The sequence below is a fragment of the Enterobacter sp. BWH52 genome (genome assembly GCF_001037565.1).
GTDB classification, from domain to species: Bacteria; Pseudomonadota; Gammaproteobacteria; order Enterobacterales; family Enterobacteriaceae; genus Enterobacter; species Enterobacter hormaechei_C.
Genome location: NZ_KQ089854.1, coordinates 3,430,003 through 3,450,297, shown reverse-complemented (window position 1 = coordinate 3,450,297; position 20,295 = coordinate 3,430,003). Strand labels below are relative to the sequence as shown.

General features: G+C 49.1%; 22 protein-coding genes and 1 pseudogene. 21 read left to right on the top strand and 2 right to left on the bottom strand.

The window, feature by feature from the left end; all coding sequences use genetic code 11:
* Positions 1-119 precede the first annotated feature (119 nt).
* Both SK47_RS16265 and gcvA read right to left on the bottom strand, forming a co-directional pair.
* Positions 120-1,070, bottom strand: coding sequence for an ankyrin repeat domain-containing protein (locus tag SK47_RS16265; protein WP_048244713.1), 951 nt, complete (start codon positions 1,068-1,070; stop codon positions 120-122).
* A gap of 1,140 nt (positions 1,071-2,210) precedes the next feature.
* Entirely contained in the window at positions 2,211-3,134 is a 924-nt protein-coding gene (gcvA, locus tag SK47_RS16255; RefSeq protein WP_048244709.1) for a transcriptional regulator GcvA, read from the bottom strand.
* 235 nt (positions 3,135-3,369) lie between these two features.
* Between gcvA and SK47_RS16250 the strand changes: the two genes are divergently transcribed.
* The 21 genes and pseudogenes from SK47_RS16250 to SK47_RS16160 all read left to right on the top strand — a co-directional run bounded on the left by SK47_RS16250 (position 3,370) and on the right by SK47_RS16160 (position 20,286).
* A complete protein-coding gene (locus SK47_RS16250; RefSeq protein WP_048244707.1) occupies positions 3,370-3,651 on the top strand; it encodes a hypothetical protein in 282 nt (93 codons plus the stop codon).
* 21 nt (positions 3,652-3,672) lie between these two features.
* Positions 3,673-4,014 (top strand): carboxymuconolactone decarboxylase family protein, encoded by a 342-nt coding sequence (locus SK47_RS16245; protein ID WP_004137105.1) that lies wholly within the window; start codon positions 3,673-3,675, stop codon positions 4,012-4,014.
* A gap of 53 nt (positions 4,015-4,067) precedes the next feature.
* Positions 4,068-4,739 (top strand): cupin domain-containing protein, encoded by a 672-nt coding sequence (locus SK47_RS16240; protein ID WP_048244705.1) that lies wholly within the window; start codon positions 4,068-4,070, stop codon positions 4,737-4,739.
* A pseudogene (locus tag SK47_RS24490) lies at positions 4,736-4,948 on the top strand (FAD-dependent oxidoreductase); the annotation flags it as partial. The gene SK47_RS16240 and the pseudogene SK47_RS24490, both read left to right, overlap by 4 nt.
* Before the next feature lie 42 nt (positions 4,949-4,990).
* Positions 4,991-5,809 (top strand): flavin monoamine oxidase family protein, encoded by an 819-nt coding sequence (locus SK47_RS16235; protein ID WP_369799490.1) that lies wholly within the window; start codon positions 4,991-4,993, stop codon positions 5,807-5,809.
* 3 nt (positions 5,810-5,812) lie between these two features.
* Positions 5,813-6,838 (top strand): alcohol dehydrogenase, encoded by a 1,026-nt coding sequence (locus SK47_RS16230; RefSeq protein WP_048244702.1) that lies wholly within the window; start codon positions 5,813-5,815, stop codon positions 6,836-6,838.
* A 43-nt stretch (positions 6,839-6,881) separates the two neighbouring features.
* The gene (trxA, locus tag SK47_RS16225) at positions 6,882-7,205 is read left to right on the top strand and encodes a thioredoxin (protein WP_048244700.1); all 324 of its coding nucleotides are present in this window, start codon (positions 6,882-6,884) and stop codon (positions 7,203-7,205) included.
* Positions 7,206-7,240: 35 nt separating this feature from the next.
* Positions 7,241-7,762, top strand: coding sequence for a carboxymuconolactone decarboxylase family protein (locus tag SK47_RS16220; protein WP_048244698.1), 522 nt, complete (start codon positions 7,241-7,243; stop codon positions 7,760-7,762).
* Positions 7,763-7,873: 111 nt separating this feature from the next.
* Positions 7,874-9,292: a cytochrome ubiquinol oxidase subunit I gene (locus SK47_RS16215; RefSeq protein ID WP_048244697.1), complete on the top strand. Its 1,419-nt coding sequence runs from the start codon at positions 7,874-7,876 to the stop codon at positions 9,290-9,292.
* On the top strand, positions 9,285-10,289 hold the full coding sequence (cydB, locus tag SK47_RS16210; RefSeq protein ID WP_048244694.1) for a cytochrome d ubiquinol oxidase subunit II: 1,005 nt from the start codon (positions 9,285-9,287) through the stop codon (positions 10,287-10,289). The genes SK47_RS16215 and cydB overlap by 8 nt, the downstream gene beginning before the upstream one ends.
* Before the next feature lie 38 nt (positions 10,290-10,327).
* Entirely contained in the window at positions 10,328-10,441 is a 114-nt protein-coding gene (locus tag SK47_RS23365) for a DUF2474 domain-containing protein (protein ID WP_075262121.1), read from the top strand.
* 158 nt (positions 10,442-10,599) lie between these two features.
* A complete protein-coding gene (locus SK47_RS16205) occupies positions 10,600-11,538 on the top strand; it encodes a LysR family transcriptional regulator (RefSeq protein WP_048244691.1) in 939 nt (312 codons plus the stop codon).
* Between the two features lie 363 nt (positions 11,539-11,901).
* The gene (locus tag SK47_RS16200) at positions 11,902-13,182 is read left to right on the top strand and encodes an amino acid permease (RefSeq protein ID WP_048245085.1); all 1,281 of its coding nucleotides are present in this window, start codon (positions 11,902-11,904) and stop codon (positions 13,180-13,182) included.
* A gap of 193 nt (positions 13,183-13,375) precedes the next feature.
* The gene (locus tag SK47_RS16195; RefSeq protein ID WP_048244689.1) at positions 13,376-14,560 is read left to right on the top strand and encodes an aminotransferase-like domain-containing protein; all 1,185 of its coding nucleotides are present in this window, start codon (positions 13,376-13,378) and stop codon (positions 14,558-14,560) included.
* An 80-nt stretch (positions 14,561-14,640) separates the two neighbouring features.
* Complete coding sequence (gene metC, locus SK47_RS16190; protein ID WP_075262105.1) at positions 14,641-15,843, top strand: cystathionine beta-lyase; 1,203 nt, start codon at positions 14,641-14,643, stop codon at positions 15,841-15,843.
* Between the two features lie 82 nt (positions 15,844-15,925).
* Positions 15,926-16,846, top strand: coding sequence for a LysR family transcriptional regulator (locus tag SK47_RS16185; RefSeq protein ID WP_048244687.1), 921 nt, complete (start codon positions 15,926-15,928; stop codon positions 16,844-16,846).
* A gap of 72 nt (positions 16,847-16,918) precedes the next feature.
* Entirely contained in the window at positions 16,919-17,305 is a 387-nt protein-coding gene (locus SK47_RS16180) for a RidA family protein (protein ID WP_048244685.1), read from the top strand.
* A 16-nt stretch (positions 17,306-17,321) separates the two neighbouring features.
* Entirely contained in the window at positions 17,322-17,621 is a 300-nt protein-coding gene (locus SK47_RS16175; RefSeq protein WP_048244683.1) for a DUF2913 family protein, read from the top strand.
* A 41-nt stretch (positions 17,622-17,662) separates the two neighbouring features.
* Positions 17,663-18,130: a methyltransferase family protein gene (locus SK47_RS16170; protein WP_228732874.1), complete on the top strand. Its 468-nt coding sequence runs from the start codon at positions 17,663-17,665 to the stop codon at positions 18,128-18,130.
* A complete protein-coding gene (gene asd / locus SK47_RS16165) occupies positions 18,127-18,996 on the top strand; it encodes an archaetidylserine decarboxylase (protein ID WP_048244679.1) in 870 nt (289 codons plus the stop codon). Before SK47_RS16170 ends, asd begins: the two co-directional genes overlap by 4 nt.
* 102 nt (positions 18,997-19,098) lie before the next feature.
* Positions 19,099-20,286 carry an MFS transporter gene (locus SK47_RS16160; protein WP_048244677.1) on the top strand — a complete coding sequence of 396 codons (1,188 nt, stop codon included), beginning with the start codon at positions 19,099-19,101 and terminating at the stop codon, positions 20,284-20,286.
* Positions 20,287-20,295 lie beyond the last annotated feature (9 nt).

The window sequence follows — 20,295 nt, the reverse complement described above, 5'->3', positions numbered from 1 at the left end:
TTGGCTGGATTGAAAAAGGTATACCATTTGATAAATAGTATACCCACGAGGACATATCGGATTAATGATCATGAAATAAAATCTTTCAGACTAAGAAAAGGGTTGTTTACTCCAGAATTTTAGAGTCTTTTTCGCACAGGTGCACGGGGGATCTCTGGCTTCATTTCTTTTAACAGGGTTTTTTTCTCTCTTCTGGCGATATAATCAAAAATTTTATCAGCGTCAGAACGTTGTCTCAGTATATCGTCGTCCATTCTGATATCATTTCGGATAAACCATTTCACTCTCTCAATGCCGGTGTATACACCAATATGTTCATTACAAAAGTTATAAAACTGAGTGTTCCTAATATCGACAAGCTTCTTAAGTTCAGTAAAGAATGGCTTCATATCTTTTACATTTAAACTGAGTGTACAGTGATCAGCGATCAGGACATTTAGCCCTCTCTGATAAAGGAAATTAATCAGGTTTAGAGAGTGGTATGTCACATGTCTGATCAGAACAGGAGTACAGTCTATTTTATCAATATGCCGCATAAGCGCATTGACATTGAAATCATATGCGTAGCCCCCGTATACAGTTGACAAATCGAGCGCTGGTATACCATTATAGTCTCTGTAATTTATGTCGCAGCCTTTATCTATCCAGTAATCAAAATGTTCCTCTATGTAATGATTAATGAGAACAGTCTGACCTTCATTATCGACGCAGTGGATATCAGCCCCCGCATTAATAAGAACCTCCCTGCCTTCTGTATTGTCGCGTTGATGATGAAGGCATGACTTTCCTCTATTGTTTTTGTGATGAATATTAACGCCTGAATAGATTAGAAACAGCAGCATTTGTGGGTTATAATTAACAAAGAGTGCATTATTGCCATAGTGGTTTGTATGGTTTACCTCTATGCCAGCTTCAATCATTGCTTTTGCAGCTTCCACGTGGTTGCAGGAGAAAAGAGCATTATCACCGTCTTCATTTAATGCATTAATATCGATTCCTGCCTTAATACAATCAAGGACATTATCTCTGGTCCAACTGTAAAATAAATTATCTGTTGTATATTTTGTCATGGTTATTCTCCTTTGTTAAGCTGCGAATTTGTTATAAATTTCATTGTTAGTACTATACTCTTTTATTTTTATGATATCGTCGTAGATCCGCGAAAACGAAAACCATGAGATCTCTTTAACTTCTCTTTTCTTGTTTTGATAAATGATATTGCACCCGCGAAACAGGAATGCATTGTTGAAGGTGTCATGGTTTGCGTTTCTGAGAAAATGAACAAATGATTTAATTGTCTCTTTCTTGCTTATGTTATAAGAGAGAAAAGTATGGATAGAAAAGAGGGTTAAGATATTTCTCTGAGTGATCATATGTCTTGCGAAGTAACAAAAGTAAAAATCCTGCTCTTCACTTACTGGTTTTCCGAATACAGAAAATTGTGGGTTATATAATCTATAGAGATCTGCATTCTTTTTGATTTTGGCAAGGTGGTTAGTCAGTGTTGGGCAATTATGTTTTTTCATTTTTATTCTCCTTTATTGTTTTGGAGAAATGAATATATATTATTAAATAAATATAAATCAAATTTATTTTTAATGATAAAATAACGTAAACTTTTTATTTTCATTTTATTGATCTAATATCATGTTTTATATAATAAAAATACATTTTAGCAAAAAGTGCTTTATATACTAATGCTTTATCATTTTAGTTATAGTTGATACTTATTTAGAGAGGGTGATGTCATTATCTTTCAAAGGGGGCTTGTGTTGAGGTTAATGCATGTTCTGTTATCAATTTTGCAAGTTATCATTCAAAAATTAACTATTCGTTATTTGTATTTTACCAACACAGGCTAAATTTTCAGAAATGCTTACCATGCGCAATACTCGGTTCTTATGTACTTAAAAGCAATAACCTGGAAGCGTTGTCTTATCGTTCAGACTTTTCCCCGGCAGGAACAATTTTTGCCTTTTACTGTGCCTGACCTCCACGGCAGGGAAAAACTACCAGTCATTCTTACTTGACAACGCCGACTAGTACAGCGCAATAGCGACATACATTAGCATCCTTTATTCATGCTGGAGTGGGGCTGATATAAAATAGCAATCCGAAGCAGGCTGATAGGTATGTCGAGATGCGGTTTGACTTGAAGGAGTAACTCTTTTCGCAGGTTAAGCCGCTGTCATGCGGTTTAACCTTGGATTCTAACTGTTGTCACAAATTCTTGTTTGCTCAATAACCCATTCCCTGAAGTAAGCGATTTTCGGCAGGCTGTCGCAGCCAGGCCGATAAACCAGATAGTAAGATAATGGGCTGACCAGTGAAACATCCGGGCACAGGCGGATAAGACGTCCGCTTTTAAGATCATCTTCGACCATTATACTGCGCGCTAGTGCAATGCCTTGGCCTTCCACGGCAGCCTGAAGGACGGCTGCAGAATTATTAATTCGAAGGCCTGGCTTGCGGGCAATAGCCTGGACGTTGAAGCGGCGTAACCAACGATCCCAAGTGATGAAATCTTTGTGCTGCTCCATCGACAAATCATGAATCAACGTTTGCTCGGTTACTCCCGTCAGGCAATTAATAGCAGGGTTAACTGCTATAAGAGAAGGGGCGCAGACCGGGAAAACTTCTTCTGACATCAATAGTTCTGCATGTAGTCCTTCCCAACGTCCCAGACCGTAGCGAATACCGACATCCATTCCCTGTGCAGTAAAGTCCATCAGCTTAAGACTGGTTTCCAGGCGGACGTCAATATCGGGCCAGCGATGCTGGAAATCTTCAATTCGCGGCAAGAGCCATTTGGCTGCAAAAGCTGGGCTAATGGTGACGTTAAGAATGCCGTTAGATGCACCTTCACGGAGGAGGGTCATTCCCAGGTTCAGGCTTTGGAAACCCATACGGATATCGGGCAGGGCGCGCTGGGCAGGATCTGTTAACACCAAGGCTGCTCGGCGATTATTGCTTCGATGAAACAATGGAAATCCAACAACGTCTTCAAGAGCGCGCACCAGCTGGCCAACAGCAGCTGGGGTGACATTTAATTCTTCTGCCGCAAGCGAAAAGCTCAGATGCCGAGCGCTGGCTTCAAAAGCACGTAGCGCATTGAGATGAACGGGTACTTTCATATCTGATAGAAAACCTTTTTAAAAAGCCAAGATTATCTCATTTGTTCATGAGCCCTTCGCTAAACATAATGCAGAAGCAGTAAGGGATACAAAAGAAATTGTGGAATTCTCAAATCTGATGATGACTTTATGCGCAAAGATATTCTTTGTGTTTTAAAGAATCGATGACACCGTATCGAAGCGGAACCTTAAGCACTTTTTTGGCTTCAGCGAACAAACGAATGAAGGAGTAAATATGGCTTACTTGCAGATCACCCTGGATATCAGCGAACAGAACCGTGCAGCAGCAGCAGCGGTTTATCAGAAATATAAGGCACCATTCCTCTCGACTATTGAAGGCGCGGTCTCAAAAGAGTTGCTGGTACGTGCAGAAGATGTGCAGGTGCTGCATGGCTTTGAAACGACCAAACAGGCCGAAGCGTATCTCGGATCCCAGCTGTTTAACGCGGATGTAGTTGAAGCCTTGAAGCCTTATCTTAACAGCGCGCCAGACGTGCGCATCTATGCCGTTGCCTGATTGCTTTAAAAAGGGGCTGTTATGTTTTTGAACTGGACTGAAATGCGTAAAGAGATACGTGCCGCGATCGGGAAATTTGCAGGTCTGCAGCCCGATGTGATGCAGGGCATCGATAAAATGCAAAACGGTGCGGCGGCAACAGGACACCTGGATGCCAAAACCCACGAGCTTATTGCGTTGGCTGTTGCCGTTACCACGCGCTGTGACGGATGCCTGTCGGTACATGCCGAAGCTGCCGCCAAACACGGCGCTACACGCGAAGAGATTGCCGAGGCACTGGGTGTTGCTATTACGCTCAACACCGGGGCTGCGCTTGTTTACTCCAGCCGCGCTCTTGATGCTTTTGATTCATTACCGAAGTAACTCTCATAAAGCGGTTTCGCCTCGAAGCCGCTTTTTCTTTTCAGGAATGCCGCATGTTGATTAACCACGATTTTACCCGGCGCGTTACAGTTGCCACAGACGATTACCACTGGGTTCACTCCCCGCAGGGAGGTATTGATCGTGTGATGCTGGATCGCATCGGCGATGAGCTGGCGCGTGCAACCAGCCTTGTTCGTTATTTGCCTAAGACCTCTTTCCCACACCATGTTCACCCGGGCGGTGAAGAGATTCTGGTGCTGGACGGGCGGTTTTCGGAAGGTGAACGAGATTATCCCGCAGGCTGGTATCTACGCAATCCACCGGGTTCTTCCCATCAGCCCCACAGCACCAACGGTACGCTGCTGTTCGTCAAACTCGGACAGATGAGCAAAGATGAAAATCGTGCTCTGCGTATCGATACCCGCGATGGAGCAAACTGGCAGAAGGGAGAGGGTATCTCGACCTGCTCACTGTTTGAAAATGCCTGTGAGAACGTCTGTCTCTTACGCATGGCATCCGGCTCGCTTCTGGTTGAGCCGGATCTCCCGGGCGGCGCAGAGCTGTTGCTCTTACAGGGCTGTCTGATTGAAGGTAACAGTATTCATGCTGAAGGAAGCTGGATCCGCATTCCTGCCGGGCAGCAACTGGCGTTTATTGCTGAAAAAGATAACACCCTCCTGTACCTGAAAAAGGGCCACCTCGGCGCTATGCAGGAACCTCAATGATGGTAAAGACCCAGGTTGCGATTATTGGGGCTGGGCTCAGCGGACTCTATGCGGCCTGGCTGCTGCAGCGGGCCGGGATTGATTACGTTGTATTCGAAGCGCGCAGCCGCACAGGCGGCCGTGTCCTCGCAACTGCTAATTCAGGTGCAGACCTTGGGGCAACGTGGCTCTGGCCGGGGATCCAGCCCGTACTCTCCAGGCTTCTTGCTGAACTGGACATTGGGGTTTTCTCCCATCAGGAAACGGGGGACATGCTGTTTGAGCGAACAATGGATGGCGCTTCGCGCCATCAGGGATTTGTCTCTTCACCTGCGGCGGCTCGCGTGCGTGGAGGGATGTCACAGCTGACCGATGCGCTGCTGGCGCGTCTCGAGCCTGAGCGTGTTGTCATGGAGGTGCAAGTAACGCAGGTTGAACAAACTAACGAAACGCTGACTGTTCGTGGACAGAATGGAGATAAACAGGCTGTGACCGTGCATGCCCAACACATCCTGCTGGCATTGCCTCCGATGCTGGCAGCCCGGATCGCATTTACGCCTGCACTGCCTGAACCCTGGCTACAGGCGTGGCGTGATACCGGCACCTGGATGGCGCCGCATGCCAAATATGTCGCGCTCTATTCCCGCGATTTCTGGAAAGAAAAGGGCCTCTCCGGTGAGGCACGAAGCAGCGTCGGACCCATGGTGGAGATCCACGATGTTTCTGAGCCGGATGGGATGTACGCCCTGTTTGGTTTCATCGGGCTACCGTATAGCGCGCGCCGGGCTATGGGAGAGAATGCTTTACTCGAGCAGTGCAGGGCGCAACTGACGCGACTGTATGGCCCCGACGCAGCATATCCCTGTGCTGAATTTATCAAAGACTGGGCGGCCGATCCTTTTACCGCAACATCGCGTGATCTGTCTTTGCAGGCGGGCCATTCCGTACCGCCAGCCCTGGTGGATGATGGGTCCTGGCGACATGCAGTAACAGGAATCGCCAGTGAGTGGTCAACCGCATTCCCGGGCTATCTTGCTGGTGCGATTGATGCCGCTGCCGAAGGCGTTCAACGAATCTTAAACGAGAGATAAGGTATGAAAGAAACCTATAAGGCCATCCAGGTTACTCGTCCGGGTCTACTTGAAATGGTGGAGAAAGATCTCCCAGAGCCGGGGCCGGGTGAAGTGCTCATCAAAGTCGAAGCCTGTGGTATTTGTGGGGCGGACGCCGGGGCTATCGAGGGACTGGAAAAGGGGGTTGAATACCCACGCGTTCCGGGCCATGAAGTGGTTGGAACGCTCTGCAAAACATCCGATCCGTTGCCCGCATGGCTGAAGCCAGGCCAGCGTGTCGGGGTAGGGCGTTTAGGCGGGCATTGCAACGCCTGCGAACAGTGCCGTCTGGGGCACTTTAACCTTTGCCAAAACCAGCCGGTCACCGGCAGCTCACGTGATGGGGGGTATGCCGAATATATGCTGGCGCGGACCACGGGGCTGGTCGCCATCCCGGACGATCTGTCATCCGTAGAAGCCGCACCGTTGCTTTGCGCCGGTATAGCGACCTTTAACGCCCTTAAAAAATCGCATGCTCAGGCTGGAGATACTGTCGTGATCCAGGGAATGGGTGGTTTAGGTCATCTGGCCGTGCAGTATGCCCGGAAAATGGGTTTTCGTGTCGTCGCTGTGGGCAGAGGTGATGATATCGCGGATGAGGTTATGGCGCTTGGCGCGCACCACTACGTCGACACACATAGTCAAGATACCGTGGAAACAATCAAAGCGCTTGGTGGCGCGGAAGTGATCTTGTCGACCATAACGGATAGTTCTGCTGTATCGGCGTTATTACCGGCGCTGGTGCCGCAGGGGCGGTTAATGATCGTCGGCGTAGGCAAGGAGCCTTTGACGCTGATGCCGGGTGTGATGATAGGAAGAGAATTAGCGGTCAGGGGCGCTATTACCGGTACGGCCATTGAGTTAGAAAAGGCTCTGAAGTTCAGTCTGCTGACAGGTGTACGAGCAATGATCGAAACGCGGCCTCTGGGTCAGGCGCAGGAAGCCTTTGAAAAAATGCGCAGCGGTCAGGCCAAATTCCGCATGGTTCTCACACTGGACCATAGCTAAATCCAAAGTGAGCAATAGATACACAGATTGAAAGGAGAAGGTCATGTCCATCCGCGAGCTATCAACAGCTGAATTTTCTACTGAAGTTTTAGACGCTTCTGTTCCGGTATTAGTCGATTTTTGGGCGCCATGGTGCCAGCCTTGTCGCTCGGTTGCACCTGTGATTGATGCTCTGGCTCGTGAAAACGCCGGAAAACTGGCGGTATTTAAAGTCAATATCGACGAGCAGCCGGAGCTGGCGGCTAAGCACGGTATTCGTTCTATTCCCTTCTTTAAGATTTTTGTGCGTGGCGAATCCGTAATGGAGTTTTCTGGTGCCAGACCAAAAGGTGATTTTGATGCGTTGCTAACTACCGTTATTGATTGATTTACAAGTTAATACATTCATCTGCGAGAATAATTATGAGCAAAGTACGTGTTACGCCGTGGCAGGATAACGATCCTGTTCAGGCTGAGTTACTGGCTGCTATGCAGGCCCGCCGCCCCGGCGGCGAATTAATTGGCATTGACAGGGTATTATTGAAAAGCTTCCCGCTGGCAACCGGCTGGAATGCGTTGCTGGGAAGGGTTCGGGCCGATTTTAGCCTCGAGCTGATCTATCTCGAGTTGATAATGCTCCGCGTTGCGGTACTTAATGGCGCTGAATTCGAGTGGGGCGTGCACTACCCGGTTTATTTAAAGGCGGGAGGATCGGAAGCAAAGGCACAGGCACTGAAACAAACCGAGCCGGAACGCAACCTATTTGATGAACGCGAATGGACGCTAATTACCTTAACCGATCAATCAACCAAAAAGGTGGATGTCGATATTCAGGTGATCGAGTCATTGAAAGCCCTTTTTGGTGAACCCAAAACGGTGGAGGCTGTCGCGACCGTTGCCGCTTATAACATGGTTTCGCGTTTTCTGGTCGCGCTGGATATCTAGCGTCGCCATTCTCTCCCTTCTGTTGTCTGGATATCTCTGTAGTGCACGCTGCGGTGATGCTATGGGCGAGAACTGGCGGATCGCTCGCCGCGCCCATAAAAAGGAGTGCGTATGTTCGAATTAGATGCTTTTCATCTGGCAAGGATCCAGTTTGCCTTCACGGTTTCGTTTCATATTATCTTTCCTGCGATTACCATTGGCCTTGCCAGCTATCTGGTGGTGCTGGAAGCTTTGTGGTTGAAGAAACGCGCGATGGTATATCTGGATCTTTATCATTTTTGGTCCAAAGTTTTTGCCGTTAACTTCGGTATGGGCGTGGTCTCCGGGCTGGTCATGGCCTATCAGTTTGGTACCAACTGGAGCGGATTCTCTCAGTTCGCCGGTAGTATTACGGGGCCTTTACTCACCTATGAAGTCTTAACGGCCTTTTTCCTCGAGGCTGGTTTCCTGGGCGTTATGCTGTTTGGTCGTAATAAAGTCGGGCCAGGCCTGCATTTTTTTGCCACCTGCATGGTGGCGTTAGGCACATTAATTTCGACCTTCTGGATCCTTGCTTCCAACAGCTGGATGCACACGCCGCAGGGGTACATTATTGAGAACGGCGTGGTAATGCCTCAGGATTGGCTGAAGATTGTTTTCAACCCCTCATTCCCGTGGCGTTTAGCACATATGACCACTGCCGCCTTCCTGGCGAGCGCCTTTTTCGTCGGGGCATCCGGCGCGTGGCATCTTCTAAAAGGTCAGGATACGCCAGCGATCCGTAAGATGTTTTCAATGGCGCTGTGGATGGCGGTCATCGTTGCGCCCGTCCAGGCTTTTCTGGGCGATGGACATGGGCTGAATACGCTAGAACATCAACCTGCAAAAATTGCCGCTATTGAAGGACACTGGAAAAATATCCCCGGTGAAGCTACACCACTCATTCTGTTTGGCATTCCAGATATGGCGCAGGAGCGCACCAAATATGCTCTTGAAATACCTTATCTCGGTAGCGTGATCCTCACTCATAGCCTGAACAAACAAATTCCCGCCTTAAAAAGCTTCCCGCCTGCTGACCGGCCAAATTCCACTGTGGTGTTCTGGTCATTTCGCATCATGGTGGGGCTGGGGCTGTTAATGATTGCCCAGGGCGTATTGAGCCTCTGGCTGCGATATCGCAAAAACCTTTACTCGTTCCGGCCTTTCCTGTGGTTTGTGATGTTAATGGGGCCTTCAGGGCTGATTGCGATCCTGGCAGGGTGGTTCACCACCGAGATAGGGCGGCAGCCCTGGACCGTTTACGGCGTTCAGCGTACCCGGGATGCGGTATCGGCCCACGGCAGCTTACATATGAGCTTTAGTTTGCTTGCTTTTATCGTGGTTTACAGTGCGGTATTCGGTGTGGGTTATATCTATATGATGCGACTTATCAAAAAGGGGCCCGTTAGTGGCGAAGGTCAGCATCTGGAGGAAGGGGGGCCAGGCCAGTTGCGCACCCCGGCGCGGCCTCTCTCTGCGAGCAGCCAGCAAGAAGGAACCTGTCATGATTGATCTCTCGCTTATCTGGTTTGGCATTATCATCTTCTCCATACTGATGTATATCGTTATGGACGGATTCGATCTGGGCATTGGGATTATCTTCCCGTTCAGTCAGGATGCCGAAGAGCGTGATGTAATGGTCAACACGGTGGCGCCGGTATGGGATGGCAACGAAACCTGGCTGGTGATGGGCGGTGCCGGTCTATATGGCGCGTTTCCGCTGGCCTACGCCGTCATCACCGATGCGCTGGCCGCCCCCTTAACGTTGATGCTCATCGGTTTAATCTTCCGCGGAGTGGCATTTGAATTTCGGTTTAAGGCCACGCTCGCCCATCGTCCTTTCTGGGATAAAGCATTTATCTCTGGGTCTGTTATCGCCACTTTCTCACAGGGTGTAGTGGTTGGCTGCCTGATTAATGGTTTGCCTGTAAGTCATCGTGCTTATGCAGGGCCGGAGCTCATCTGGCTGGATCCGTTTGCGCTGTTTTGCGGCCTGGGGCTCGTCATTGCCTATGCGCTATTGGGCAGTACTTGGCTGGTGATGAAAACAGAAGGGCACTTACAGCAGAAAATGGCCAGGCTCACGCTACCTTTAGTCATGGCGTTACTGGTGGTGATGGGAATCGTTAGCCTGTGGACGCCGCTGACGCATCCGCTCATAGCCACGCGATGGTTCAGTCTGCCAAACCTGTTCTGGTTTTTACCCGTCCCTGTGCTGGTATTAATCTGCTCATGGGGGATAATCCGCTCCATTCGCCGTGGAGCGCACTACTCCCCCTTCTTATTGACGCTAATGCTCGTTTTCCTGGGCTTTTCCGGGCTCGGTATCAGCATCTGGCCCTGTATCATCCCGCCGTCGGTCACGCTTTATCAGGCAGCATCACCAGAAAGTAGTCAGGCGTTTATGCTGGCCGGCAGCCTGGCGATCATCCCGATAATTCTGGTTTATACCTTCTGGAGCTATTACGTCTTTCGCGGGAAAGTCAGGGCCGGGGAGGGATACCATTGAAAAACAGGGTCACGCGCACCGACAAGAAAAATCGTACGTTGCTGAAAGGGCTGTTCTGGCTGGTTGTCATCTGGACCGCCAGCGTCCTGGCGTTGGGAATCGTTTCACTGCTGTTCCGCGCGCTAATGTCTGCGGCAGGTATGAAGGCATAATCCAAAACAGACGCCTGGTCTATTCCATTCAGGCGTCTTACATGAAAGAAAAACTTCTCTGGTAAACAAGTTTATCTGCTTTGTCTGGAGCGACGTATCCACCTCATACTGATTCGGATATACCCTTTCGTCCTACGCCATACCTGCCGAACAAATCTATGACAATTCCATTGACGATCAAACAAATTGAGATGCTGGTGAAAATCAGTGAGGGAAAAGGGCTGTCGGAAGCGGCGCGCCTGCTCAATATCTCTCCTTCCGCCGTCAGCAAGGGGCTGGCTGTGATGGAGGAAAACCTGGGTGTGCCGCTCATTCAGAGAACGACCCGTTCATTTCAGTTAACAGAAGCCGGGGAATACTTTGTCTCAAGAGCCACCGAGCTTCTGAAAGAATTTGACGATATTGTCAACACGACATGTGGGTATTTCAACCACCCTCACGGTGCCCTGCGAATCACCTGTTCCGTGGCGTTCGGTTATGCCCATTTAATTGATCTTTTCGAAGAATATCGCAAGAAAAATCATGACGTTGAGTTAATCCTCGATCTCGACGACCATCTGACGAATCTCAATGAGAATAACGTTGACATCGCGTTGCGGATCACCGCCACGCCACCACAAAACTATGCAGCCAGGAAGTTATCCAAAATAAGCTGGTTGTATTGTGCTTCACCTGCCTACCTCGCCCGAAATGGCACCCCGACCAAACGGACGGAGCTCGCAAGCCATGAGTGCCTCGTATATCCGGGCTTAACGCCACCGCTTCGCTACAACGAGATAGCGTCCCAGCATCCACAGTGCAATATCAAATCCAGAACGCCTGTGCAGGCTAATAGCAGCCTGTTGCTGCTCAAGGCGGCACTCTCCGGACAGGGAATCGCCTGGCTTCCTTCCTATCTTATCAGTCGACACATTGATAACGGGGAGTTGGTTCCGCTGACGCTGGATGGTAAATGCGCTTATCCGACCCATAGCCTCTACGCTCTCTATTTCCCGAGCAAGTTCCGCAATCCCAAAGTGAGATCCTTTATCGATTTCCTGGTTGAGGAGAATCAACCCTGGAATCGTTGGGAACAGGCAATTGAGAACCTGCTTTAACCGGCAGGTTTTTTATGTGATATAGTTCACAAATATTATTAGGTATAAGAATGAATTCATAAGAAAAAACTATTATCCAGATCACATTGGTTGATAAATAATTTTATATTTTGTGGTGCTTGTCATGTTGTTCTTAAATAAATAACTTGTGAGTAAAAGTGGAAACTGTTTTCTTAATTTTTCATTCGCTACGTCTTTGTTGCTGTGTAAAGCTTCTGGCATTCAATCATTAATACCTGCGGTTGCATGGTTGAAATATCGGCAGGGACTTGTTTATTTCGCTTAAGGAATTAAACAAGTTAATACAGCATGTATTAAGTCATGCTCAACCTGGTGGTTATATTTAGTCAGTTGGGGTCTCCTATGACTGTAGAAATTAATAACGAAGCAATTAATAAAAAGAATATTCCTTTTAGTATGTATGATTTAGGGTGGGTGGTGCTCTGTATCGGCGCAGCCATTGGATCAGGCATTGTTTTTTTCCCATTACAGGTTGGTCTGAAAGGGGTATGGGTATTTGCACTGGCGGTTATCCTTGGTTATCCGGCCGTCTATTACATGCAAAAATTGTTTATCGAAACCATGGCACGTAGCGATGAGCAGGATTCCTATCTGAGTATCATTGCCAGCTACGTTGGCAATCGCTGGGGAGTGCTGCTGGGGGCGCTTTACTCTATCACCATGCTGAAATCGATGGTGGAGTACGCTCTTGCCATCACCAATGACAGCGCCTCGTACCTGAAAACGTTTGGCCTTACAACCCAGACGCTCTCAGAACACTGGTGGTGGTCGCTGTTGTTAATCGCAGGGCTATCTCTTGTGGCTTCAAAGGGGGAAAAGGTCCTGTTCAAAGTCTCGGGAAGCATGATTGCCGTAAAACTGGTTATCATCGTAGCCATTGGCTTTGTGGTTGTACCTTTCTGGGATGTGAGCAATATTAGCGAATTTCCTACAGTTAGCCATCTCGTTGTTGGCACCTTCCCAACACTGCCATTCGCTATCTTCTCTATCATGTTCGTTGGGATTTTGAACCCCATGAATATCGCTTATAAAAAGCGCGAAGAAGATAAAGACGTGGCGAAGTACAAAATATTGCGTGTACACAAAGTGGCGTATCTGGTTCTGGTGGCTACCGTACTGCTGTTCGTAGTGTCCATCGTACTTTCCATTAGCGAGGCAGACGCGTTGCGGGCTTACCAGGATAACATCTCGGCGCTTGCCCTGGCCGCAAAGGTGATTCCGGGAGCCGCGGTGAAATACATGAGCGTGATTCTCAATGTGTTCTCCATCGTAACCGCATTCCTGGCGCTTTACCTCGCCGTTCATGAGTCTTTTGTTGGCTTGATCAAAGTGGCTGTGAAAAAGCTGTTTAAGTCGCAGGACCACAATAGCAATGCCATTTCAGTTGCTGCATTTTTCATGGTGGTGTTGGTACTGTGGCTTATCGTCCTGACGAACTTCCCGATTCTTAAGGTGTTTGTATTTGGCGGTGTCACTTATGGTCTGATCAGCTGCATCATCCCTGGGTTAATTATATTAAAGAATGATAAGTTCACCGATCTGCGTGGCGTATCGGTCTACTACGTAATCTTAATTGGTATGCTGATGTGCATCGGTCCATTTGTGATGCTGTTTTCACAATAGAAAACTTACCTCTGTAACTCACACTATGCTGTAACCATAATAATTAAAATGCTTTATCATTAGTTATATTCCGGATCATCATTAATTACATTCATGATGATCCGGCAATAAAGTGTTGCGAGTGGAAAATAATTATCAAAGACGCTTGCCTGTGATATTAAGAAAGAGACGTGAAAGACAATGGGGAGCGGAGATGTCGCAAAATAAAATCGCAAAAAAATTACAGAACCTTCAGTCATCTGCAATTAGAGAATTATTAAAACATAGCAAAATGGAGGGCGTCATTTCTCTTGGCGGAGGCATTCCGGATCCCAATCTGTTTGATCTCGAAGGCTTACAGATCGCCATGGATAATGTGCTTACGCACGACTGGAAAGACGCTTTTCAGTATGGGCTTAGCGAAGGTAGCCCACAACTGCGGGGCGCTATCTGCCAGCTCATGAGAGAAAGGGCGATTCGCTGTGATATAGATGATGTCGTCGTAACCTCCGGCTCTCAGCAGTCGCTGGATATTCTGGCTCGCGCGTTGCTTAACCCGGGCGACGTTGTCGTGGTAGAGCGGCCCACCTATCTCGCGGCATTGCAGGTGTTACAGCTTGCGGAAGCAAATCTGATGTCAGTCGGCACAGATGGCGAGGGGATGATCGTCGATGAGCTCGAAGCGTTGCTGAAAACCACATCGGTGAAAGCAGTTTACATCGTGCCTACCTTTGGCAACCCCGGCGGCGTTACCCTTACGGAGCAGCGACGCAAGCAGCTGGTTGCCCTGTCTCAGCGCTACGACTTCGTCATCATCGAAGACGATCCTTACGGCGAGATTAACTTTACCGATACGACTTTTATTCCGCTCAGAGCCTGGGCGGTGGAAATGGGTAACAGCGATAACGTGATTTATACCTCCACGTTCTCCAAGATCCTTGCGCCAGGCGCACGGGTAGGTTGGTTAGTGTTGCCGGACTGGCTGAAACGGCAGGTGGTAAACCTCAAGCAGGCCACGGATCTGCATACCAGTTCGTTATCCCAGTCGCTGACGTACCACTATCTGAACAATGGCCGCCTGGCTGGGCAGATTGCACTTATCCGCGAAGCCTATAAGCAGAAATGCCTTGTCCTGAGTCAACACCTTCAAAACGAGCTGGGTGACCATCTGACTTTCCATCAGCCGATTGGCGGCATGTTTTTATGGGCAAAATTTAGATATGAGATGAATACCACGCAGTGGCTGCAGAAAACGCTGAATAACGGCGTGGTGTATGTGCCAGGCGAGTTCTTCTATTGCAATGAGCCAGATCACTCCACGCTGCGTATGTCGTACGTCAGCACCACGGAAGAGAATCTGAAAGAAGCGGTAATGCGCTTAAAAGCCGCACTAAATTAAACGTCTTCGCCATCTGGTCATGGGCGGGGGCATTGGTCAAAAACAAGTCAGTAAGTGTTGTAAAAAGAGGAAGTGTAATAATGTCCAGTCATAATTTTGATAACCAGGTGTCCCCGGAAACCTATCTTTGTCACGGCCCGTTCGATCCTGACGTGTTTGGAGGAGTAGTTAACCCACCGGTCTATCATGCCTCTACGGTCATTTTCAAAAACTGTAAAGAGCTCAGCGAGCGTCACCAGGCACTTTTTGAAGATGCTGAAGACGAGGTAATGTACTACGGCCGTTTTGGCACTCCGATCACCTTTGCTGTACAAAAGGCACTGGCAGAGCTGGAGGGTGGCTACCGTTCTTTACTGGTTCCTACGGGTCTGGCAGCCTGCACAAGCGCGTTACTGGCCCTGGTGAAAAGTGGCGATCATATTCTGGTCAGCAGTAGCGTGTACGGCCCCACGCGCGGATTCGTCAATAACGTTCTGGCGAAAATGGGCGTCACGGCAACCTTTTTCAATCCGGTTATTGGCGATGGTATTGGCGATCTGTTCCAGGAAAACACTACCGTGGTGTTTACGGAATCTCCAGGGTCGCAAACGTTTGATATGCAAGATATCCCGGCGATCACTCGTGTGGCGCATGCCCGTAACGCGAAAGTTATTGTTGATAATACCTGGGCGACGCCGCTGTTTTTCAAACCTTTCGACCACGGTGTGGATGTCTCTGTGCATGCCGCCACCAAATATATCGTCGGACACTCTGATGCGCAGATGGGTCTTATAACGACCAATAAAGAGACCTGGCTGGCGATTCGTCGCTTCGTTTATCTTTTTGGCCTGCATGCGGCACCGGACGACGTTTATCTTGCTCAACGCGGTCTGCGCACTATGTCCCTGCGCCTTGAGCGCCACCAGGATTCAGCGCTTAAAATTGCAAAATGGTTTGAAGAGCGTGAAGAGGTTGAGCAGGTGCTGCATCCGGCATTGCCTTCCTGCCCGGGTCATGAAATCTGGAAACGTGATTTTACTGGTTCGAGCGGTCTGTTTAGCGTGGTGCTTAAACCGCACTATTCAAAAGAATCAGTCGAGAAGTTTATCGATAGTCTGGAATATTTCGGCATCGGTTTCTCCTGGGGGGGGTTTGAAAGCCTGGCCATCCCGTTTAACCCGCGTAAAGATCGCCCGGAATACCACTGGCCGTACGAAGGGCAATCCTTCCGTTTACAGATTGGCTTAGAAGACCCGGTAGATTTAGTAAAAGATCTGGATCAGGCGCTTCGTCATCTGAAGTGATAAGTTCCCCTCAGAGCGCCAGCCTGGCTGGCGCTTGTTATACTCACGCAATAACGAAATGATCTGATTGACGGAAGCAGTAATGGATATTCCGATAGACCTTAAGCACTTACAAACTCTTCTTACATTGCGTAAAACGGGAAGCTTAACGCGCGCGGCGGCGGCCCTGCAACTGACTCAGTCGGCGTTATCGCACCAGATTAAACAGCTGGAAGATCACTACGGTATCATACTGTTTGTGCGTAAAACATCCCCGGTGAAGTTTACCCAGGCCGGGGAGCGTCTGTTACAGCTTGCTGAAACGGTGCTAAATGCAATGGAAGAGGCCAATCGGGATCTTTATCAGTTCGCCAGTGGGAAACAGGGGACGCTAAGGATCACACTTGAGTGTCACACCTGCTATGGCTGGTTGTTACCGGTGATGGACGAGTTCCGTAAGAAATGGTCTGAGGTTGAAATCGATATTCTGCCGGGTTTCCAGCCGGATCCGGTGGGCCTGTTGCTACAAAACAGAGCGGATGTGGCTATCGTGGATGAAACTGAGCAGACAGAAATGGTGAGCTATAGCCCGCTTTTCAAATATGAGATGGTGGCCATCTTGCCCAACGAGCATCCTTTAGCGCAAAAGCCCTGGCTGGAGGCGGAGGACTTTCGTGGCGAATCGCTTATTACCTATGCGGTGCCGGAAGATCGTATCGATCTGTGTCGTAAAGTGCTTAAACCTGCCGGTATTCCGGTACGGCGAAAAACAACGGAACTGACTATGGCGATTGTTCAACAGGTGGCCAGCCAGCGGGGTATAGCCGCGTTGCCAATCTGGGCGGTATCAGAATATCTGGATAAAAAATATGTTACGGCCAGGTCCATTACGAAAGATAAATTAATGTCAGAAATTTGGCTCGCATCGCTAACCGATAACCTGGATAAAGATTTTGTGCGCGACTTTATTCATTTTATTAGGCAGCGCTGCATGCGCCTTTTGCCTGATATCCAGATTACGTAATTATATATTGCGAAAATAAGGGGTGTGTTGATTCATACTCCGATGTGACGCTATTTCTTAACAGGAGAAAAGATGAAAAACATTATTAATACTGAAGCCGCTCCGGCAGCTATTGGACCTTATTCCCAGGGCGTTTCATTTGGTGATTTGGTGATGACTTCTGGCCAATTGCCGCTTGACCCGGCGACGATGGCCTTCCCTGAGGGCGGGGTAAAGGAGCAGACACGCCAATCTCTGTTAAACGTTAAAACGGTTCTGGAACAGTCAGGCGCTTCGCTGGAAACTGTGCTGAAAACCACCTGTTTCCTGGCCAGGATGGAGGACTTCGCAGCCTTCAATGAAGTGTACACCGAGTTTTTCGGTTCAACAGGGGCACCGGCGCGCTCATGCATTCAGGCAGGGAAACTACCAAAAGATGCTTTAGTTGAAATTGAAGCTATCGCCTACATTAAAAAGTAACAACAAAGGAGGCTGGGTGGATATTCACCGCATAAAACGTGTGCATCATTTCTATTACTGCCTCCTCATTGCAGTAAAAATGTATCGTTGTGAGCGTCCTTTTCTGAACAGAATTGATGAGAATGTTTTTATTTACACGTGGTTAAAGAAAGCAGCGAAAAACAATATTTTTGAATGCACTTTGCATAATGAGATCGCGTGGTTGAAAACACAGTTACGCGGCCATGGAATAAGATCAGACGTGGCAGCAATAATTGAGAATATCGTTGTTAAATTAGATTTCCTTTTGAGCATAGAGGAGGAGGGGACAACATGAATGGACTGCGAGACAGCGTCAGGAAAGGATTGCCGCCGCCGATGCTGTTGCTGCTGTTTCTGTTGTTCGACGTGGGAAGCAGTTGGCCCACGCTTTATTATCTGGATGAAATTATACGCTGGCCGTGGCGCACCTGCGCAGCGCTGCTCGCAGGCGGGTTAAGCCTTAGTCTGACCCTGGCAGGGTTATTAACCTTAACGAATAATAAGACGTCCCTGAATGCACTGCATCCGGATCGCACCCGTAAACTGGTGACCGAAGGCTGTTATCGCTTCTCTCGTAACCCGGTCTATTTAGGTTTTGTGGGGCTGCATTTTGCTACCGCCCTGTTATTGGGCAGTGTAGTTGGCTTACTCGTTACCCCTTTTCTGATTTTACTCCTGACAATCCTGCATATCCAGGTTGAAGAGGCAGGAATGCAGCGGCTTTTTGGCCTGCAGTGGGAGCAATATTGTAATAAGACCCCGCGCTGGTTCTGCCGGGCGTTATTCCTACGGAGCTTTACATGAGTGTGCTGGGTAACCGTTTATTTGTACTGGTGCAGTACTTTGTACCGCAACATCTTTTGTCTCAGCTGACGGGTTATGTTGCCCGAAATCGGGTTCACTGGTTTAAAACCCTGCTGATAAATGCATTTATCGCCCGATACGTTGTGGATATGCAGGCTGCGCGTGGGGAAACGGCAGAAGATTATGAAAATTTTAACGCCTTTTTTACCCGCCGACTGAAAGCACATCTGCGTCCGATTGCTGCCCGACCGCAGGATATTGCCAGCCCGGCGGACGGCACTCTCGGGCAATTTGGAACGCTGGAGAGCGATACGCTTGTGCAAGCCAAAGGACACAAATATAGCCTGCAGGAGCTTCTCGGCGGTGATACAGAACGCACTCTTCCCTTTATCAATGGCGAATATGCGACGATCTATTTATCACCACGAGATTATCACCGTGTCCATATGCCTCTGTCCGGAACGCTGCGTGAGATGGTGTATATTCCCGGAAAACTGTTTTCAGTAAATAGCGTAACTACTGGCGCCGTGCCGCGTCTTTTTGCACGAAACGAGCGTGTCGTTTGCCGGTTTGATACGGAGCAGGGGCCACTGGCTATCGTTCTGGTAGGGGCAATGATCGTTTCCTCTATCCATACCGTCTGGCATGGGCTGGTTTCTCCCCATGCTGACCTGATCCAGACCTTCACTTATCAGGAGACGGATAATACGGCGATAAGGTTAAACAAAGGCGATGAGCTTGGCCACTTCATGTTGGGATCGACGGTCATTATGCTCTTTGGGGCAAATCAAATGCAGTGGGATAAAGCCTTACTGTCAGGTAAGGGCATAAATTTTGGGGAGGCGATGGCAACCTCCCTGATTTGATGCCTGCAGCAGCGCAGGCACGCCTGAAGATCTCGCCGGATCGCCGCTTAACCTTGCCCACTTAAACGTTCACCTGCAAGTAAAACAAGGATATTGCATTAGATGACCACAGAACATGCTCTCTCCGTACCTGAGCAAAATAACAATATCATCCGCCTGTCGGCCGCTCAGGCACTGGCAGGAGCAAATTCGGTTGTGTTTTATGCTACCGGCGCCATCGTCGGCAACGCCATAGCCCCCAGCGCGTCGCTCTCGACGCTCCCTGTCACCATGTTCGTCCTGGGGATGGCAGCGTCAATCCTGCCATTTGGCGCGCTGGCAAGACATCGGGGACGTAAAGCCGCATTTATGACCGGCACGGGAGCGGGGGTTATTACCGGGCTGACGGCTGCTCTTGCGGTGGTTATCGGTTCGTTTTTGCTCTTTTGTATTGCCGCTTTTGTGGGAGGGGCCTACGCGGCGGTTGCGCTCAGCTTCCGTTTTGCGGCGACGGATGGTGTCTCGCCGGAACGCCGAGCCCGAGCGCTGTCACTGGTCATGGGCGGCGGTGTTGTCGCCGGAGTCATTGGGCCTGGGCTTGTGACCGGGACAATGGATCTATGGCCACCCCATACGTTCGCCATCACTTTTATTGCCCAAGGGATGGTAGCGGCCGTTTCAGCCGTTATTCTGATGGGCGTTAAACCGGTAGAGGTCGTTGCGGCCTCTTCTTCCGGTGGCCGTCCGCTCAGAGAAATTGTTCGCCAACCGGGTTTCGCCAGAACCGTATTCAGCGGTGCAGTAACCTATATGGTGATGAATTTTCTGATGACTGCGGCACCACTTTCTATGCATATGCACGGGATTTCGCAGGAAGCCTCAAACCTCGGTATTCAGTGGCATGTCATTGCCATGTACGGCCCGGGATATTTTACCGGTAAGCTTATCAGTCGGTTTGGCGCGCTGCGCGTTGCGGCGGTCGGGTTGTTAATTACCGCTGGCTCTGTGGTTGCTGGTCTAGGTGGAACAGAGATCCATCATTACTGGCTATCGCTAATATTATTAGGGATAGGCTGGAATTTCGGCTTTATCGGCGCATCGGCCAGGATCATTGATTTCCATAGGCCAGAAGAGAAGACCCAAGTGCAATCGCTGAACGATTTTGTGGTGTTTGGCGTGATGATCGTTGGCTCGTTCTCGTCAGGAGCGCTACTGAATCTCTATGGATGGAACGCCGTATTATGGGGTTCACTGGTTCCGGTTATCCTGGCATTTCTGGCGATAATAGTGGGGGAGCGCCATCAAAGGTAACAAGCCCGC

Excerpts from the sequence above, each read along its gene's own strand:
- SK47_RS16195 (WP_048244689.1), top strand. The coding sequence starts at position 13,376 with ATGTCGCAAAATAAAATCGCAAAAAAATTACAGAACCTTCAGTCATCT.
- SK47_RS16200 (WP_048245085.1), top strand. The coding sequence starts at position 11,902 with ATGACTGTAGAAATTAATAACGAAGCAATTAATAAAAAGAATATTCCT.
- SK47_RS16230 (WP_048244702.1), top strand. The coding sequence starts at position 5,813 with ATGAAAGAAACCTATAAGGCCATCCAGGTTACTCGTCCGGGTCTACTT.
- SK47_RS16215 (WP_048244697.1), top strand. The coding sequence starts at position 7,874 with ATGTTCGAATTAGATGCTTTTCATCTGGCAAGGATCCAGTTTGCCTTC.
- SK47_RS16235 (WP_369799490.1), top strand. The coding sequence starts at position 4,991 with ATGCTGTTTGAGCGAACAATGGATGGCGCTTCGCGCCATCAGGGATTT.
- trxA (WP_048244700.1), top strand. The coding sequence starts at position 6,882 with ATGTCCATCCGCGAGCTATCAACAGCTGAATTTTCTACTGAAGTTTTA.
- asd (WP_048244679.1), top strand. The coding sequence starts at position 18,127 with ATGAGTGTGCTGGGTAACCGTTTATTTGTACTGGTGCAGTACTTTGTA.
- SK47_RS16205 (WP_048244691.1), top strand. The coding sequence starts at position 10,600 with ATGACAATTCCATTGACGATCAAACAAATTGAGATGCTGGTGAAAATC.
- SK47_RS16185 (WP_048244687.1), top strand. The coding sequence starts at position 15,926 with ATGGATATTCCGATAGACCTTAAGCACTTACAAACTCTTCTTACATTG.
- SK47_RS16220 (WP_048244698.1), top strand. The coding sequence starts at position 7,241 with ATGAGCAAAGTACGTGTTACGCCGTGGCAGGATAACGATCCTGTTCAG.
- cydB (WP_048244694.1), top strand. The coding sequence starts at position 9,285 with ATGATTGATCTCTCGCTTATCTGGTTTGGCATTATCATCTTCTCCATA.
- SK47_RS16170 (WP_228732874.1), top strand. The coding sequence starts at position 17,663 with ATGCTGTTGCTGCTGTTTCTGTTGTTCGACGTGGGAAGCAGTTGGCCC.
- SK47_RS16250 (WP_048244707.1), top strand. The coding sequence starts at position 3,370 with ATGGCTTACTTGCAGATCACCCTGGATATCAGCGAACAGAACCGTGCA.
- SK47_RS16245 (WP_004137105.1), top strand. The coding sequence starts at position 3,673 with ATGTTTTTGAACTGGACTGAAATGCGTAAAGAGATACGTGCCGCGATC.
- gcvA (WP_048244709.1), bottom strand. The coding sequence starts at position 3,134 with ATGAAAGTACCCGTTCATCTCAATGCGCTACGTGCTTTTGAAGCCAGC.
- SK47_RS16180 (WP_048244685.1), top strand. The coding sequence starts at position 16,919 with ATGAAAAACATTATTAATACTGAAGCCGCTCCGGCAGCTATTGGACCT.
- SK47_RS16160 (WP_048244677.1), top strand. The coding sequence starts at position 19,099 with ATGACCACAGAACATGCTCTCTCCGTACCTGAGCAAAATAACAATATC.
- SK47_RS16265 (WP_048244713.1), bottom strand. The coding sequence starts at position 1,070 with ATGACAAAATATACAACAGATAATTTATTTTACAGTTGGACCAGAGAT.
- SK47_RS16240 (WP_048244705.1), top strand. The coding sequence starts at position 4,068 with ATGTTGATTAACCACGATTTTACCCGGCGCGTTACAGTTGCCACAGAC.
- metC (WP_075262105.1), top strand. The coding sequence starts at position 14,641 with ATGTCCAGTCATAATTTTGATAACCAGGTGTCCCCGGAAACCTATCTT.